This window comes from Streptococcus infantis, assembly GCF_964243025.1.
Taxonomy (GTDB): domain Bacteria; phylum Bacillota; class Bacilli; order Lactobacillales; family Streptococcaceae; genus Streptococcus; species Streptococcus infantis_N.
This window is the reverse complement of record NZ_CAXTDJ010000001.1, coordinates 226,296-241,328: the sequence shown is the minus strand read 5'-3', so window position 1 is coordinate 241,328 and position 15,033 is coordinate 226,296. Positions and strand designations below refer to the sequence as shown.

The 15,033-nt window shown below is 38.6% G+C and carries 17 protein-coding genes and 1 pseudogene; 4 read left to right on the top strand and 14 right to left on the bottom strand.

Annotated features, from left to right (window positions below):
- The first annotated feature begins 14 nt into the window (after nucleotides 1-14).
- From ACESNQ_RS01170 to ACESNQ_RS01160, 3 genes are read left to right on the top strand one after another with little or no spacing between them, the layout of a single operon-like run.
- Nucleotides 15-146 (top strand): SPJ_0845 family protein, encoded by a 132-nt coding sequence (locus ACESNQ_RS01170; protein ID WP_000268695.1) that lies wholly within the window; start codon nucleotides 15-17, stop codon nucleotides 144-146.
- Nucleotides 147-1,052, top strand: coding sequence for a permease (locus tag ACESNQ_RS01165; RefSeq protein WP_373074370.1), 906 nt, complete (start codon nucleotides 147-149; stop codon nucleotides 1,050-1,052).
- Complete coding sequence (locus ACESNQ_RS01160) at nucleotides 1,049-1,864, top strand: TIGR03943 family putative permease subunit (RefSeq protein WP_373074368.1); 816 nt, start codon at nucleotides 1,049-1,051, stop codon at nucleotides 1,862-1,864. The genes ACESNQ_RS01165 and ACESNQ_RS01160 overlap by 4 nt, the downstream gene beginning before the upstream one ends.
- A 140-nt stretch (nucleotides 1,865-2,004) precedes the next feature.
- Here ACESNQ_RS01160 and ACESNQ_RS01155 read toward each other — a convergent pair whose 3' ends face one another.
- From ACESNQ_RS01155 to ACESNQ_RS01115, 10 genes and pseudogenes are all read right to left on the bottom strand, one after another.
- Nucleotides 2,005-2,418 (bottom strand): type II toxin-antitoxin system death-on-curing family toxin, encoded by a 414-nt coding sequence (locus ACESNQ_RS01155; protein ID WP_373074366.1) that lies wholly within the window; start codon nucleotides 2,416-2,418, stop codon nucleotides 2,005-2,007.
- Nucleotides 2,415-2,651, bottom strand: a complete 237-nt coding sequence (locus tag ACESNQ_RS01150; RefSeq protein WP_000260607.1) for an AbrB/MazE/SpoVT family DNA-binding domain-containing protein — start codon at nucleotides 2,649-2,651, stop codon at nucleotides 2,415-2,417. The genes ACESNQ_RS01155 and ACESNQ_RS01150 overlap by 4 nt, the downstream gene beginning before the upstream one ends.
- Nucleotides 2,652-2,735: 84 nt before the next feature.
- A pseudogene (locus ACESNQ_RS08675) lies at nucleotides 2,736-2,837 on the bottom strand (DUF8617 domain-containing protein); the annotation flags it as partial.
- A 159-nt stretch (nucleotides 2,838-2,996) separates the two neighbouring features.
- On the bottom strand, nucleotides 2,997-3,872 hold the full coding sequence (gene aguB, locus ACESNQ_RS01145; RefSeq protein WP_373074364.1) for an N-carbamoylputrescine amidase: 876 nt from the start codon (nucleotides 3,870-3,872) through the stop codon (nucleotides 2,997-2,999).
- 9 nt (nucleotides 3,873-3,881) lie between these two features.
- Nucleotides 3,882-4,967, bottom strand: coding sequence for an agmatine deiminase (gene aguA / locus ACESNQ_RS01140; RefSeq protein ID WP_373074362.1), 1,086 nt, complete (start codon nucleotides 4,965-4,967; stop codon nucleotides 3,882-3,884).
- Nucleotides 4,964-6,091, bottom strand: a complete 1,128-nt coding sequence (nspC, locus tag ACESNQ_RS01135; RefSeq protein ID WP_373074360.1) for a carboxynorspermidine decarboxylase — start codon at nucleotides 6,089-6,091, stop codon at nucleotides 4,964-4,966. The genes aguA and nspC overlap by 4 nt, the downstream gene beginning before the upstream one ends.
- Nucleotides 6,091-7,350: a saccharopine dehydrogenase family protein gene (locus ACESNQ_RS01130; protein ID WP_373074358.1), complete on the bottom strand. Its 1,260-nt coding sequence runs from the start codon at nucleotides 7,348-7,350 to the stop codon at nucleotides 6,091-6,093. The genes nspC and ACESNQ_RS01130 overlap by 1 nt, the downstream gene beginning before the upstream one ends.
- Nucleotides 7,347-8,207 (bottom strand): polyamine aminopropyltransferase, encoded by an 861-nt coding sequence (gene speE, locus ACESNQ_RS01125; protein WP_000366713.1) that lies wholly within the window; start codon nucleotides 8,205-8,207, stop codon nucleotides 7,347-7,349. Before speE ends, ACESNQ_RS01130 begins: the two co-directional genes overlap by 4 nt.
- 9 nt (nucleotides 8,208-8,216) lie before the next feature.
- Nucleotides 8,217-9,662 (bottom strand): aminotransferase class I/II-fold pyridoxal phosphate-dependent enzyme, encoded by a 1,446-nt coding sequence (locus ACESNQ_RS01120; RefSeq protein ID WP_373074352.1) that lies wholly within the window; start codon nucleotides 9,660-9,662, stop codon nucleotides 8,217-8,219.
- A 592-nt stretch (nucleotides 9,663-10,254) separates the two neighbouring features.
- Nucleotides 10,255-11,271 carry a hypothetical protein gene (locus ACESNQ_RS01115; protein ID WP_373074350.1) on the bottom strand — a complete coding sequence of 339 codons (1,017 nt, stop codon included), beginning with the start codon at nucleotides 11,269-11,271 and terminating at the stop codon, nucleotides 10,255-10,257.
- A 250-nt stretch (nucleotides 11,272-11,521) separates the two neighbouring features.
- On the opposite strand from ACESNQ_RS01115, the gene ACESNQ_RS01110 reads away from it, so the two are divergent.
- On the top strand, nucleotides 11,522-12,541 hold the full coding sequence (locus ACESNQ_RS01110) for a hypothetical protein (protein ID WP_373074348.1): 1,020 nt from the start codon (nucleotides 11,522-11,524) through the stop codon (nucleotides 12,539-12,541).
- Between the two features lie 61 nt (nucleotides 12,542-12,602).
- On the opposite strand, the gene ACESNQ_RS01105 is transcribed toward ACESNQ_RS01110, so the two are convergent.
- Genes ACESNQ_RS01105 through ACESNQ_RS01090 form a run of 4 tightly spaced genes read right to left on the bottom strand, consistent with a single transcriptional unit; the run spans nucleotide 12,603 to nucleotide 14,930 of the window.
- Complete coding sequence (locus ACESNQ_RS01105; protein ID WP_061455491.1) at nucleotides 12,603-12,914, bottom strand: hypothetical protein; 312 nt, start codon at nucleotides 12,912-12,914, stop codon at nucleotides 12,603-12,605.
- Nucleotides 12,915-12,918: 4 nt separating this feature from the next.
- On the bottom strand, nucleotides 12,919-13,101 hold the full coding sequence (locus tag ACESNQ_RS01100; RefSeq protein ID WP_314944086.1) for a hypothetical protein: 183 nt from the start codon (nucleotides 13,099-13,101) through the stop codon (nucleotides 12,919-12,921).
- Between the two features lie 13 nt (nucleotides 13,102-13,114).
- Nucleotides 13,115-13,993 (bottom strand): DUF4300 family protein, encoded by an 879-nt coding sequence (locus ACESNQ_RS01095; RefSeq protein WP_247912305.1) that lies wholly within the window; start codon nucleotides 13,991-13,993, stop codon nucleotides 13,115-13,117.
- Nucleotides 13,994-14,048: 55 nt separating this feature from the next.
- Nucleotides 14,049-14,930 (bottom strand): diacylglycerol/lipid kinase family protein, encoded by an 882-nt coding sequence (locus ACESNQ_RS01090; protein ID WP_373074345.1) that lies wholly within the window; start codon nucleotides 14,928-14,930, stop codon nucleotides 14,049-14,051.
- Nucleotides 14,931-15,033 lie beyond the last annotated feature (103 nt).

Below are 15,033 nucleotides of genomic sequence, written 5' to 3'. Positions count from 1 at the left end.
TCGAGGTATGCCTTATGGCTGTTAAATTTACAAAAACTGATGACTTAGATAAGATGTTCGAAGAATTCGCTAAACTACCTGATTTAAAGCAAGTAACATTTCCAGACGACAAAGAAAAGAAAGATAAGGCAGAAAAGAAAAAATAGATGACACTCTTTCAAAGTTTACCTTTTAGTGTGCTACAAGCTGGAGCCATTTTTCTTTCAATTATCATTGAAGCTTTACCCTTTGTCTTAATTGGTAGCATCATCTCTGGTGCCATTGAAGTCTATGTGACTCCTGAGAAGGTTTATAAATTTCTCCCTAAAAATCGCCTGGGGAGAATCTTTTTTGGTAGCTTCATCGGTTTTCTCTTTCCCTCTTGTGAGTGTGGAATCGTTCCTATTATCAATCGCTTTTTAGAAAAGAAGGTTCCTAGCTATACAGCAGTACCTTTTCTAGTAACGGCTCCTATCATCAATCCTATCGTACTTTTTGCGACTTATTCAGCCTTTGGTCATTCAATTCAAATGGTTCTCCTAAGAGCTTTGGGAGCGATTCTAGTTGCTACTATATTGGGTATCTTTTTTGGTTTTGTCTGGGAGGGACCTATCCAAAAAGAAAATAGATTGGCTTGTCATGAGCATGATTTTTCTCACTTGAGTAAAAGTCAAAAAATCCTTCAGGTCTTTATCCAAGCTATTGATGAATTCTTTGATATGGGGCGTTACTTGGTCTTTGGCTGTTTTTTTGCCAGCATAGTCCAAGTCTATGTTCCAACTCGTATACTGACATCTATCAGCGCAACACCACTACTTGCGATTGTTCTTCTGATGGTCTTATCCTTCCTACTATCCCTCTGTAGTGAAGCTGATGCCTTTATTGGATCTTCACTTCTTTCTAGTTTTGGTTTTGCTCCAGTGCTTGCCTTTTTGGTTATAGGTCCCATGCTTGATGTCAAGAATCTCCTCATGATGAAGAATTATCTCAAAACTCGCTTTATTTTGCAATTCATGACAATTGTAACTCTTATTGTTCTTGTCTATTCTTATCTAGTCGGGGTGATGCTATGATTCGATTTTTTATCTTATTTGGCTATTTTATCTTAACCCTTTATCTGCACCTATCAGGTAAGCTCAATCAGTATATAAACCTCCACTACTCATATCTGGCTTATATCACTATGTTTTTATCTTTGCTACTAGCCATTGTTCAAGCCTATATTTGCTTCAAGCGTTTGAAAGAACATAGTCACTTACATAGTTTTTCAGCCAAGCTTGCTAGTTTTGTCCTCTTAAGTTTACCCTTGTTAGTTGGATTTACCTTTCCAACTGTCACTCTGGATTCACAAACAGTATCGGCAAAAGGATATTATTTCCCTTTATCAGAAGGAACTGACAAGGCAATCCAAGCAAGTGAAGGAACGAGCAGTCAGTATCTGAAGCCGGATACCAGTCGCTTTTATTCACAAACAGCTCATGAAAATATTATTCGGAAGAGTGCTGATAAATACTTAGCTCAATCTAGTATAGTTATCAATGATGCAAATTACTTGGAGGTCATGGAAGCTATCTATGATTATCCAAATGAATTTGAAGGCAAGGAAATCGAATTTATTGGATTTGTCTACAACGATCCAAATCATACCAATAGTCAATTTGTTTTTCGCTTTGGTATTATGCACTGTATCGCTGATTCAGGAGTCTTTGGACTTTTGACTACTGGAAACACCAATCAGTACGAAAATAACACCTGGGTGAAAGTTAAAGGTAAGATTAGCAATCACTATCACAAGGAACTCAACCAAGTCCTCCCAACCCTTGAAGTCCAGTCCTTCATAAAAGTAGACAAACCCGAAAATACTTATGTTTATAAAGAGTTTTAAAAAAGTAGCCTGAGGGGGCTACTTTTTTTGTTTAATAAGGTTGAATGATTGACATATTCAAAATATTAGATTTCTGTATTTCAGAATTCTAATACTGTCTGTTTATCTATTTTTTTCTTATAGGATTTAAACATCCAAGCTTAATTGTTGCCATTAACTCTAAATGAATGTTCAGAGATCCATTTGGTGTAGCTAGCTAACCTTTCATCTGTTAAGGATTCTACTGCGATAGTTACACACATATCTACCGCTTCTTCAACTGTTACAAAAAAACGATAACCATTTAACTGTAGAAATTTCACCAAAACAAAGAAAGCAGTTCGTTTATTAGCATTGGCAAAAACATGCTTCTTGATCAATTGGACAAATAGTATCGTTGCCTTATCAAAAATTGTTGTATAAAGAGGTTTACCGAAGACAAATTGTTCTGGTAAATTGACAATCATATTTAAGGCAGAAGGACTAACTGTTTGAATTTTTTCATTAGGTGAATACCGTTGAATTGCTAAAGCATTGATTTTTTCAATTTGCTTTTCTGTCAGATAGACTGTCATTTTTCCACCAAAGCTTTGAAAACATCATCGTATTCGTCAAAAATTTTGTCCAAATTTAAGTCAAAGGCATCATCAGATACATAAGAAATCTGATGTCCAGACTCTTCGGGAGTAAAGATAATTTCACCACTTGGTAACAATTTTGCTTCGTATTTAACACCACTTGGAATATTGAATTCACTTGGAATGGTAATGGTGATTGAATTTCCTTGTTTTCTTGTTTTTACTACCATCTGATTTCCTCCTTTGAAGTATTATAACAAATAATTACCGTAATTACAATGACAGAATATCAGTTAAAATAATTCAGCTTGAGAAATTTTTGCTAAGAACTCATCCGAGTAGACCGAATAAGCATTTGGATCAGGCGCTTGGTGGTCGTTCATTGCTTGCCCACATCTACAAGTCCATTTTCCCATAATTAACTTCAGTCACTACTTAATTCTTCGATGAAAAATTGATTGAGAGTACCCCAATCTCTTTTATCCTTTTTCCACTATGTTCATTTTATCAGATTTCTAATACTTTATCAAAAATTAATATAGTATATAAACAAAAAGCCTCCAAGAGGCTTTTTGTCATTTCACGATATCTTTATACATATCTGGTCTTCTATCTCTAAAGATACCCCAATTCAGGCGCTCATTCGCTCCCTTGTCAAGGTCATAAGTGGTTAAGAGGATTGCTTCATCTTGTCGTTCGGCTTGACTTAAAATAGCTCCTGTTTCGTCGGTCATGAAGGATGAACCGTAGAAGTTTAGACTGGAACTTTGTCCCCCATTTTCTTCACAAGGAGTGACTTCTTCCAAACCATAACGATTAGCAGCAATAACTGGCACAATATTTGCCGCTGCATGTCCTTGCATGGTACGTTGCCAATGACCACAACTATCTGTATCCAAAATTGGCTCTGAACCAATAGCTGTTGGATAAAAGAGTAATTCTGCACCATTTAAAGCAAGGCAACGGGCAGTTTCAGGAAACCATTGATCCCAACAGATCCCGATACCAATCTTGGCATAGCGAGTATCCCAGACCTTGAAACCAGTATTTCCAGGAGTAAAGAAGAATTTCTCCTGATAATAATGGTCATCTGGGATATGAGTCTTCCGATAAACGCCAAGCACTTCTCCATCAGCATCAATGACAGCAATAGAATTGTATAAGACATTACCATCTTTTTCATAAAAACTGATTGGTAAAACGACCTTTAGTTCCTTGGCAATCACTTTAAAATGCTGAATAGCCGTATTTTCTGATACTGACTGGGCATACTGATAGTAGTCATACTGACGCTCCTGACAGAAATAGGGACGTTCAAATAATTCAGGCAAGAGAATAATTTGGGCTCCTTGCTCAGCAGCTTGTCGAACTAAACGCTCAGCTGTTTTGATATTTGTATCCACATCCTTAGCGCATTGCAACTGAATGGCTGCAACCGTTACATTTCTCATTTTTTTCTCCTATTCTGGAATTTGTTGGGTAATACAGTGGATATTTCCACCACCTAAAAGAATATCTCTTGCAGGAATTCCGACAACATCACGGTCTGGGAAACACTGGCTTAGAATATTCAAGGCCACTTGGTCGTTAGAGTCCTGAAATTGCGGCACTAATACAGACTTATTAGCAATGTAAAAATTCACATAGGAAGCTGCTAGTCTTTCACCTGCATAACGCTCCTCTTCGCCTTCTTCATAAGTATAGCCCGGCAAATCCTCCTCTGTAACTACTTGATGAATAGCTGGGATTGGAAGTTTATGAATAGTGAAACTCCGGCCTTTTGCATCAGTTTCCTTCTCTAAAAGAGCTAAATCAGCTGCAGACATAGCATACTGGGGATCATCTTGGTCGTCCGTCCAAGCTAAAACAACCTCTGCAGGACCAACAAAGGCTGCAACATTGTCGACGTGTTCATTTGTCTCGTCTTGATAAATACCATAAGGCAACCAGATAACTTTTTCAGCACCAAGACTCTCTAGTAAGGTCTCTTCAATCTCCTCTTTAGTCAGGTGAGGATTACGACCCGGACTGAGCAAACAGCTTTCTGTGACAAGAATGGTTCCTTGACCGTCACTGTGAATAGCTCCACCTTCCAGTACAAAAGGTTTGGCATCATAAACAGGCATTTCCAACGCCTCAGCAAAACGACTAGCTACTTGGTCATCTGCTTCATAGTCTTGGTAAAGACCGTCAACAGCACCACCCCAGGCATTGAAAGACCAATCTACCGCCAACTTTTCCTTTTTATCATTAAGAAGAATGGTCGGACCTGTATCACGAGCCCAGGCATCATTTGTCTGAATATCTAGATAAACAACATTGTCTCCAAGATAAGATTGTGCTTCAGATAGATAGTCTTGCTCCACCAAAAGGTAAACTGTTTCCCCCTGAGCAATCGTTTTGATAATCCGGCTAAAAGCAGCTTTAGCGGCCTTGCCTTCAAATGGCCAAGACCCTGGTCGAGTAGGCCATATCATGAGAGTCCCATGATGGGGTTCATACTCTGCAGGCATACGATAGCCTAATTTCTTTGGACTGTCCATCATGATAATCTCTCCTTAAAGTCTTGGTATCCAAATGCTTTGACTAGACTGCACTCACCCTCTTTATCCATGAGATACAAACTTGGAAGTCCAATACCGTTAAAGGTATTATTTTTGACAAAGGAGTAGATAGCCATGTCTTCAAAATAGAGTCGATCGCCGATTTCAATCGGTTTTTCAAAGCTGTAATCCCCAATGATATCACCTGTTAGGCAGGTATTGGAAGAGAGTCTATAAGTATAAGGTTTTTCTTGGGCTTCAAATCCATCTCTCAATGGGGGGCGATAAGGCATCTCAAGGACATCTGGCATATGACAACTTGCTGAAGCATCTAACACCAAGGTCTCAATTCCATTTTCAACAAGATCCAAGACTTCTGTTGCTAGATAACCCGCATTAAGGGCAATAGCTTCACCTGGTTCGACATAGACATCAAGGTTATAGGTTTCTCGAATGCGTTTAATCTCAGAAATCAGTAAGTCCACATCATAGTCATCTCTCGTAATATGATGACCACCCCCCATATTGAGCCATTTAACGTGATGCAAATAGGTTCCAAACTGGTCTTCTACTGCTTTCAAGGTTGTCTCTAAATCATCTGCCCCTTGCTCACAGAGAGTATGAAAATGAAGTCCGTCAACCAATTCCAATAAATCACTTGGTATCTTGTCCAAAGTTACTCCAAAACGAGAGCCAGGAGCACAAGGGTCATAAAGCGCGTGGTCACCCTGCGTTGAACATTGAGGATTGATGCGAAGACCGACACTGATACCAACTTCACGACAACGTTGACCATATTTTCGTAGTTGTCTCTCTGAGTTAAAAACAATATGATCCGATATTTGTAGTAGCTCTTCCATATCTGATTCCTTGAAAGCAGGTGCAAATACATGGACTTCCCCTGGGAATTCTTCTCTAGCTAACTTCGCTTCATAGAGTCCACTAGCCGTTGTACCAGATAGATACTGGCTAATTAGGGGATAGGTTTTATAGAGAGAATAAGCCTTTTGAGCTAGCAAAACCTTACAACCTGCCTTTTCCTGAACCTGTTGCAGAATGCTACAATTTTCTTCTAGCTTTGCCAAGTCAATGACATAGGCTGGCGGTGGTACTTGTTCTAACTTCATTAGTCCACCATTTGTGGATTTTCAACCACAACCCATGGCAAACCGTATTTATTTAAAGCTTCCATGAATGGGTCTGGATCCAACTCTTCAAGGTTATAAACTCCTGGTTGTTTCCATGTACCATCCATCACTAATTTTGTCCCAATCATGGCAGGAACACCTGTTGTGTAAGAAATGGCTTGTGAACCAACCTCTGCATAGCACTCCTGATGGTCGCAAACATTGTAAATGTAGATTGTCTTTTCAACGCCATCTTTAACACCAGTAAAGATACAACCGATATTTGTCTTTCCAACAGTACGTGGGCCAAGGCTGGCAGGATCTGGAAGCAAGGCTTTCAAGAATTGGATTGGTACGATTTCTTGTCCGTTAAAATTAATAGCATCTGTACGAAGAAGCCCAACGTTTTCCAAGCATTTCATATGCGTCAGATAAGATTGGCCAAAAGTCATAAAGAAACGAATACGTTTGACACCTTGAATGTTCTTTGCTAATGATTCGATTTCTTCATGGTGAAGGAGATACATGTCTTTTTGCCCAACTTGAGGGAAATCATACTCACGTTTGATAGACATAGCTTCGACTTCTACCCATTTTCCATCTTCCCAGTAAGAACCTGGTGCAGAGACCTCACGTAGATTGATTTCTGGGTTAAAGTTTGTTGCAAATGGATAACCATGGTCTCCACCATTACAGTCTAAAATATCGATATAGTGGATTTCATCAAAGTAATGTTTGAGTGCATAAGCTGAAAAGACGCTGGTTACACCTGGGTCAAAACCAGATCCAAGTAGAGCAGTCAAGCCTGCTTCCTTGAATTTTTCTTGATAAGCCCATTGCCATGAGTAGTCGAAGTAGGCAGTAAATCCAAGTTCCTTACAACGTTTCTCATAAATAGCACGCCATTCAGGGTCTTCTGTGTCCTCAGCCTCATAGTTGGCAGTATCGATATAGTGCACACCTGTTGCCAAACAAGCATCCATGATGGTCAAGTCTTGATAAGGCAAAGCTACGTTCAAAACAGCTTCTGGTTTGTAGCTTTCAATCAAGGCAATCACTTCTTCTACCTTGTCAGCATCAAGAGCAGCTGTCTCAATCTTAGTATTTGTTTTGCCTTCTAATTTAGCCTTCAAGTCATCACATTTTGACTTTGTACGGCTAGCAATCATAATTTCTTTAAACGTTTCGCTATCTTGGCAAATCTTTGAAATAGCAACTTGGGCAACTCCCCCACATCCAATAACTAGTAAACGACTCATTTTTTTCCTTCCTCTTCTTCTAAAATGTCTTCTACATACTTAGGCAACATAAAGGCTCCCACATGTAAGTTTGCAGTGTAATATTCCGTAAATAACTGGCGTTTTTTCCAGCCTTCCTTGTCAAAATCTTTGACAGGGTGATATTTTTTCGATGCAAATCCAAACAACCAATAGCCAGCAGGACTAGTTGGGATATGTGCTTGGTAAACCCGGCTAATTGGAAAGGCTTGATTGACCTTGCGGTGCATGCTTCGGCATGCTGACTCATCTTCGTCAAAGAAGGGACTACCATGCTGATAAATCATGATTCCGTCTTCTTTCAAGGCTCTATAGCTATTGCCGTAAAATTCCTTGGTAAAGAGCCCTTCTGTATGGCCAAATGGATCTGTCGCATCGTTGATGATGATGTCGTAATCATCTTCACAGTTTCTCAAAAATCTCAGTCCATTTTGGTAGTAAATGGTGACGCGAGGGTCATCAAGTCCTGCAGCAAAATCTGGGAAATATTCTCGACAAACCTCAACCAGCATCTCATCTGGTTCTACAATATCGATTTGTTCCAATTCTGGATAGAGAGTTAATACTTGGGCAACACCACCGTCACCACCCCCAATAACCAAGACTTTCTTTGGATTAGGATGGACAGCCATGGGAACGTGGACGGTCATTTCGTTGTAGACGAAATCATCCGCATCTGAGAATAAGACATGCCCATTTAAAATCAATATCTTCCCAAAAGCTGGTGTATCTAATACTTCAATATCCTGCCATTCGCTTTTTCCAGCGTAGAGTTGCTTGGCAGTTCTCAGGGATAGTTTCACGTCTGGAGTATGAACTTCAGAAAACCATAAATCCATCTAGTTCTCCTATCTCTCAATAACATTGATGTGATTGACCTCTGGATCTTCAGTACCTTGGAGGGAACAACCACGTTCTTTAGCGAATTGTATATAATCGACAATTTCTCGTGTAATCCGTTCACCTGGCGCTAGGATTGGAATTCCTGGAGGATAACACATGACAAATTCCCCACAGACCTGGCCAATGGACTCGCCTAATGTTAAGCTTCTTCTATCTGCATAGAAGGCTTCCTGAGGAGATAGCACCAACTCAGGCTGGATATATTCTCCAGCAATCAAGTCCTTCCCATCTCGCGAGTAGAGTCTCTTGATATCAGCCAAAGCACCTACCAAGCGTTCAATGTCTTGGATACGGTCACCAATCGAAATATAAGCTAAGATATTGCCGATATCACCAAACTCGATCTGAATGTCATATTCATCCCGTAAGAGGTCATAAACCTCAATCCCTGTTAGACCAATCCCCTGAGTGTAGACTGACAACTTAGTCACGTCAAAATCACAAACTGAGACACCCTCTACTAGCTCTTTTGAGTAGGCATAGTAGCCACCGATGGCATTGATTTCACGACGTGCGTACTCAGATAACTCAATAACTTTCTCAAAGGAATCTTTGCCACGAAGGGCTAGGTTTCTACGAGAAACATCTAAACTAGCCATTAGCAAGTAGGATGCTGATGTTGACTGTGTCAGGTTAATAATCTGACGTACGTACTCAGGATTCATCTGATTGCCAACTAAAAGAAGGGAACTTTGAGTCAAGCTGCCACCGGACTTATGCATGGATACAGCTGACATATCCGCTCCTGCGTCCATAGCAGACAGAGGAAGTTTATCTGTAAAGTGCAGATGAGCACCGTGTGCCTCGTCTACTAAGACTTTCATTCCTGCGGCGTGTGCCATCTCTGTTAAACCCTTAAGATCTGAACAAATCCCATAATAGGTTGGATTGTTTATTAGGATAGCCTTGGCATCCGGATGGTCCTTAATAGCTTGCGCTACACGCTCATTTTCAAGCCCCAAAGCAATACCGATTTTTGGATCCACACTCATCTCGATATAGATGGGAATAGCCCCGCATAAAACGAGAGCATTAATAGCTGATTTGTGGACATTTCGTGGAAGTATGATTTTATCACCTGATTTACAGGTAGAAAGAATCATGGTCTGCACGGATGAAGTTGTCCCACCAATCATCAAAAAGGCATGAGCAGCACCAAATGCTTCTGCCGCTAGTTCTTCCGCTTCTCTGATAATCGAAATAGGATGCCCTAGATTGTCCAAGGGCTTCATAGAATTGACATCAATCCCAACGCATTTCTCACCCAGAAGTTCAACCAACTCTGGATTCCCACGGCCACGCTTATGACCAGGTACATCAAACGGTACAATTCTTTTTTTTCGTAACTTGACCAGTCCCTCATAAATAGGAGCTTGGTTTTGATTTAACATTATAGAGACATACTCCTTTATCATAGTTTTTTTCACCTTGTATAAGGCTCTAAAGGATACTTATGAAAAAAGAGCAGGTTGGCACCTGCTCTACAATCTACTGACGTGTTTATGTTTGTTTCTTTTGAGTATGTCTGTTCCTGATGTTTCCTAACTCTCTAGTAGCAAATATTACGTACTTTATTGATCGTTTCACAAGATGACGTGTGCTTTCACCACACTAACAAATCTATACGAATTAGGACAAGTGTCCTAACATCAACTTATAAAAGTAGGCTTTTAACCCTATCAATAATGTGGCTTTTCAACCACGCTTCGGCATTCAACCCTGCCTGTCCGTAGGCATTTTTTACTCGGGTTTATATTTGCTAGAAAACATCATCTCATTTTCTAAGCTTCATTACTATACCATGATTTCACAATCTTGTAAAGTATTTTTAGAACTTTTTTTAAATAATTTAGTGTTTAGTTCGTGTAATTTATTCAACCAATAAATAGAAATCGTTTTACATTTAAATCAAAAAACAAAAAAGGAACTAAATAAATTAATTCCTTTAGATAGGCATAAGCAAATCAACTATTCAAAATCGTATTACTCATCACGCGCTACTTTGGCAGCTAGTTCAAAATCAGTCATCAAATAATTTTCATCTAGACGGATAAGACTATAATACTCATTCCAAAATAGAGAGTCACTGTTACTTGACCACTGTAATCCATACCACAATTGAGTGACATCACTTGTATTTGATGGGGGGATTGACCATAGATGCTTTTTAAAAGTTTCTTGAACAAGGGGGATATCCAGTCGACTAGTCAAGTCGAGTTCATCCAATTTCAAAGTAATAGAATGTTTCTTAGCTGCTTCAATACTGTCCTTGTTAAATCGAACCTGAATAATCTTAGAATCTTCTAAAGCCACATTCTGGTCCTCAGCACCGTAAAAAGTAATACTGCCCAGCACTATACCATTTTTTGCTATTAGATAAGGAGCGTAGGGAACAGCATTGCTATCAAGTCTGAAGCCTTTTTCGATAGTGACTGATTTATCTCCTGAATACTTTTGGAAATTGCCATCTGTCAGGAGGTCTTCATAGTCGCTAGCACCATCACCTTGTCTTACATAGATATCAAATCCAGCTTCCATCAGATCTCTTGCTTTGGTTTCTGCTAACGTGATTTTACTTTCATTTATTTGCAAAATTGGTGCTTGAGGTGGCAAACCAATCGTGAGATTAAACATGACTCCAACTAGAAAGACCATCAAGGTTATAAGGAGGGCAAGCAAAGACTTTCCAGTCCTTTTTCTTGCATTGAAAAGAGCCATTATAGCTGGGAGGAGGATCATTTTTGCTAAAATAGAATTCCCCACACCACCTCTATTTAAGGTCTGAAAAGCAAAGAGCCCTGCAATTGCAATCAGAGACAGGTAGACCAATATCTCTCCTAGACCCAGTTTTTCTGTTCGAGTTTGTTGATTTACAGGAGTTTCGTACAATGACTGTCCATTCTCTTTCCTCTGTTTTAGAAAGAGATAAAAGCCCAGACCGAGTAGCAGATTAAAGATTGCAAAAACTATTAAAGTACCTATAATCACCGTTCTACCCATGGCTCTCTACTCCTTTATGTTCTCTCTCAAATCTTATCTTTTTCTTTATTGTCCAATTCCCAATCAATAAAACCATTAAGAAGAAGGGGCCGCCTTCTATCAGTACAATCGGTAAAGCTTAAATGGCAATGATTCTCATCTTTTTATCTTTAAGGAAACTGCTGATATTTCTAGCTCTATTTCCCTAGAAAGTGCTATAATGGAGCTAACAAAAATGTTCTCTAGCAATTGAAAAACGGGGGAAGTAGTCATGCTCACCACTATTGTTTTAGGATTTTATACTCTTTTCTTTCTATCCTTGTGCTTTACTATCTATCTCTATATTAGACTTGTAGTTGCGGTTAAAAAAGGCAAAGACATTCCCAAATGGATTTATAAACTTGGCCATGCTATTCAAGGAAGAATTCACGTTGACTATGAAGAAATCACTGATGCTAATGCCCTTAAAGAGATTCATTGGTTCTTGCTAATCTATTTAATCGTAAATCTACTCGTATTGGCTGTCTTCTACTATCGTGGTAATAGCTTTCCTCAAGCCATTTATGAATGTTTGAAAAAACATTTTTTTATCGTAATTGTTAGTATAGTTTTAAAAAGTATTGGCAAATTTGTTGTACTGGCTATAAGAAAAAACTTTCAAAACAGTCATGTCTATGCATCAACCAACGCTTTTATCGGGACAGCTTTTTTAACGAGTTATGTTTTTATGTTTTGCATGATGATGAGTGGACTTCCAGCTCAACCTGTTTCAGTAACCATTCAAGATACCACTGTCATTATCGGTGAGACCAAGGCTTCCGAGATTTTGGAACAAGGCTTTAGCTTCGAAGATAAAAATCCAGAGAGTTCCATCACCAATCCCAAAAACGACCACTTCTACTACGGTCAGCTTCTCGAAGTCAAGCGGGATAATCAGTCCTACGGCTTTATGAGCCTTACTCCTACGGGTAGAGATACTGATCAACTCAAAAACTGCGTCATCATCTATTACAGAACACCTAAGGATAACAATCAACTAGAAAAAATTTCCATCAATCATGTCAAGCTAGCAAATCTCAAGCTCCAAGACTTTCAAACACGAAAATTAATCGATATCTTTGAAGTCAATCCTGCTGATTATAATGTCTCTGATAAGGATAACAACTTTATCCTAACCATTCAAACAGCAGATTACGACCTCTGGAAAAGGTACCGGATTGAATCCAAGTTCAATTCAGATGGTTCGATTGATAGCTATGGAGTCAGAGCCCAGCATAGCATGTGGGAATGATGGAGTGTTAGCTTTAGTCATTAGTAAGCATATAATCAAATAGATGAGCGTTTACGCGCTCCTACTTGATTTTATGCTTATTCATTTTTTCTTGGAAAATATCTGTAAGAATTTGTCGTAATTCTTGAGCTTCTTTTTCTGGAAGTTGGCCTTCTTGTTCAGCTACAGCATACAATTCCGGATATTCAAGAGAAATTCTCTTAATCGTACGCGTAATCGCATGTTTTCTAACAAAAAACGGAATACGCTTAATGTATTCTTGAGGGATCAACGCGATAATTTTGTCAGCAGTTTCCTTATCGTTCAGCTTAGAAAAAGTCAGTCCCTTTTTAATCATTTCTTGTTCTTGTTTCGTAAAATCTTGTAATTCCATATGTCTACTCCTCATCTTCTGTCACTTCCCAAACTTCAGCTTGGTAGGGTTCTCCATCTTCATCGTATCGATTGATATAACCAATAAACCTATCATTTTTTCTTGGTCTCTGCTGGTTTCCTTTGATAACCCAAACAGCCCATACCCCTATTAGGAATAAGACTATCAGTCCAAACAATGCATCCATAATGTCTACTCCCTTAAAATTGAACCCACTTATCATTATCCATAATAAATGGTTTAGCTAGACCTTCTCCTGTATAGTTTTCGTATTTTGTATCTAGATATTTGTAACAATCTTCCTTGGTCGCAAATTTGATGGCTTGATAAGGCTCTTCAAAGGTTAACTTTTCAACAAAGAGATAGCCACCCTCGCTTGGTACAAGAATACCGACATGCCCAATAAAGAGGGATTGACCATCCAAGTCATCATGAACGACTACGGAGAGCATTCGAGCATTTTCGTTAAACTTGAATTGAGAAAGGAATTGTTCCATCTTTGCAGCATGAACTTTGACATCTGTCGTTGCTTCGGTCTTGACTCTTGAGAATAAAATATCAAAAGCATCCTTGTCTTCTGCACCAAAGACCTTTCCTTTATCAATGGCATCATTATCGACAAACAAAAGGGAATCATCTTTCTCTAACTTAGGAATTTCAATAGAATTTTTCAATAAACAATAACTGTTAATACGACAGTTGGTACCGACAAAATCACCCTTTTTAGGTGTCCAAAGATTGCTTATCTTTTCAACATCATAGTCTGTTTTGGTAAATGTAGAAAAATCCCCAGTTAAGCCTACTGAGCCGACAGTTGCGTTGTAATCATTGACAAGGTTTAAAAATGCATCGACACTATCTTTATCCAAATGTGCAGCCAAGGCTTTCCGAACTTCTTCTGCACTCGGTTGATTGTTCAAATTGCTATAAGTTGCTCTCCAGGAAACCTGATTCGACTGTGATTGAGTCACTGAAGTTTCAGCAGTACTATCAGAAGTCTTTTGAGTTTGACTACAAGCTACTATGGTCAAAAGAAGTGTTGAGCAAAGACTAACAGTTGCTAATTTTTTAATTTTCATAGGCTTTCCTTTATTAAAAAATATCGTTAAAAAGACTTGTCAAAGTTTAAAAATCTTATTCTTTCGGTTGAGAATATACTTCGATATGCTGCCCTAATACCTTGATTTCTACTGGTAGGTCATCAGATTTGTCACCGTCAACATCCGTTTCTAATTCAGAATCAGATGAAATTTTTATATGACGAGCTTTCATATACTCGATATTATCATTTACGACGACATCCCCTTTTAATAAATCAGGGATAACTGACAATTTAGTAAAGATTGAGGCATCTTTTAGTATCAAAATATTGGCATAACCATCCTTGTCTTCATCAAAGATTTTTTTATCAGCGAAATAATTGGTAAGGAGAACCAAGACATGGCTGGCCGGGCCAATATAATTTCCATTTTCTGTCTCAACAGTAATATTAAACGCTTGATCTGTTACAACAGACTTCATGGTATTAATCGCATAGGCAAGCATACCAAACTTCGTTTTATCCTCTATCCCAACGTTGTGGATAGCTTCTGGCAGTGAACCAATACTAAAAATGTATCCGAAATAGTGCCCATTTGATTTTCCGATATCAATCTTATTCGTAGAATTAAAATCGAGTTCGTCAATAGCACCATCAATATCTTGATTGATTTCTAATAGTTTTGTAATGAGATTTCCAGTTCCTCCTGGAATAATCGCGAGTTTAGGAATGTAGTCTTTTTCAGCGATACCAGAGATTACTTCATTGACAGTCCCATCTCCACCAAAAACAAGAACAGCATCATATCGCTCCTGAGAAGCTTCTGCTGCAAAGTTTGTGGCATCTTGCGCTTTCTCCGTAATTTTAATCTCCACATCTTCAAAGAAATCTCTAGCTTTATTCTCCAGTTTTACCTTATAATCCAAGGCTTTTTCGCCTCCAGATGTTGGATTGATGATTACCATAATTTTTTTCATTTATTATTCTCCTTACAACCTAACTATAAAAAAATAAGTTTCAATATAGCTTTTTAATACTATGTCATTATATAACTAAATTCTTAAAATTAAAAATTGGATG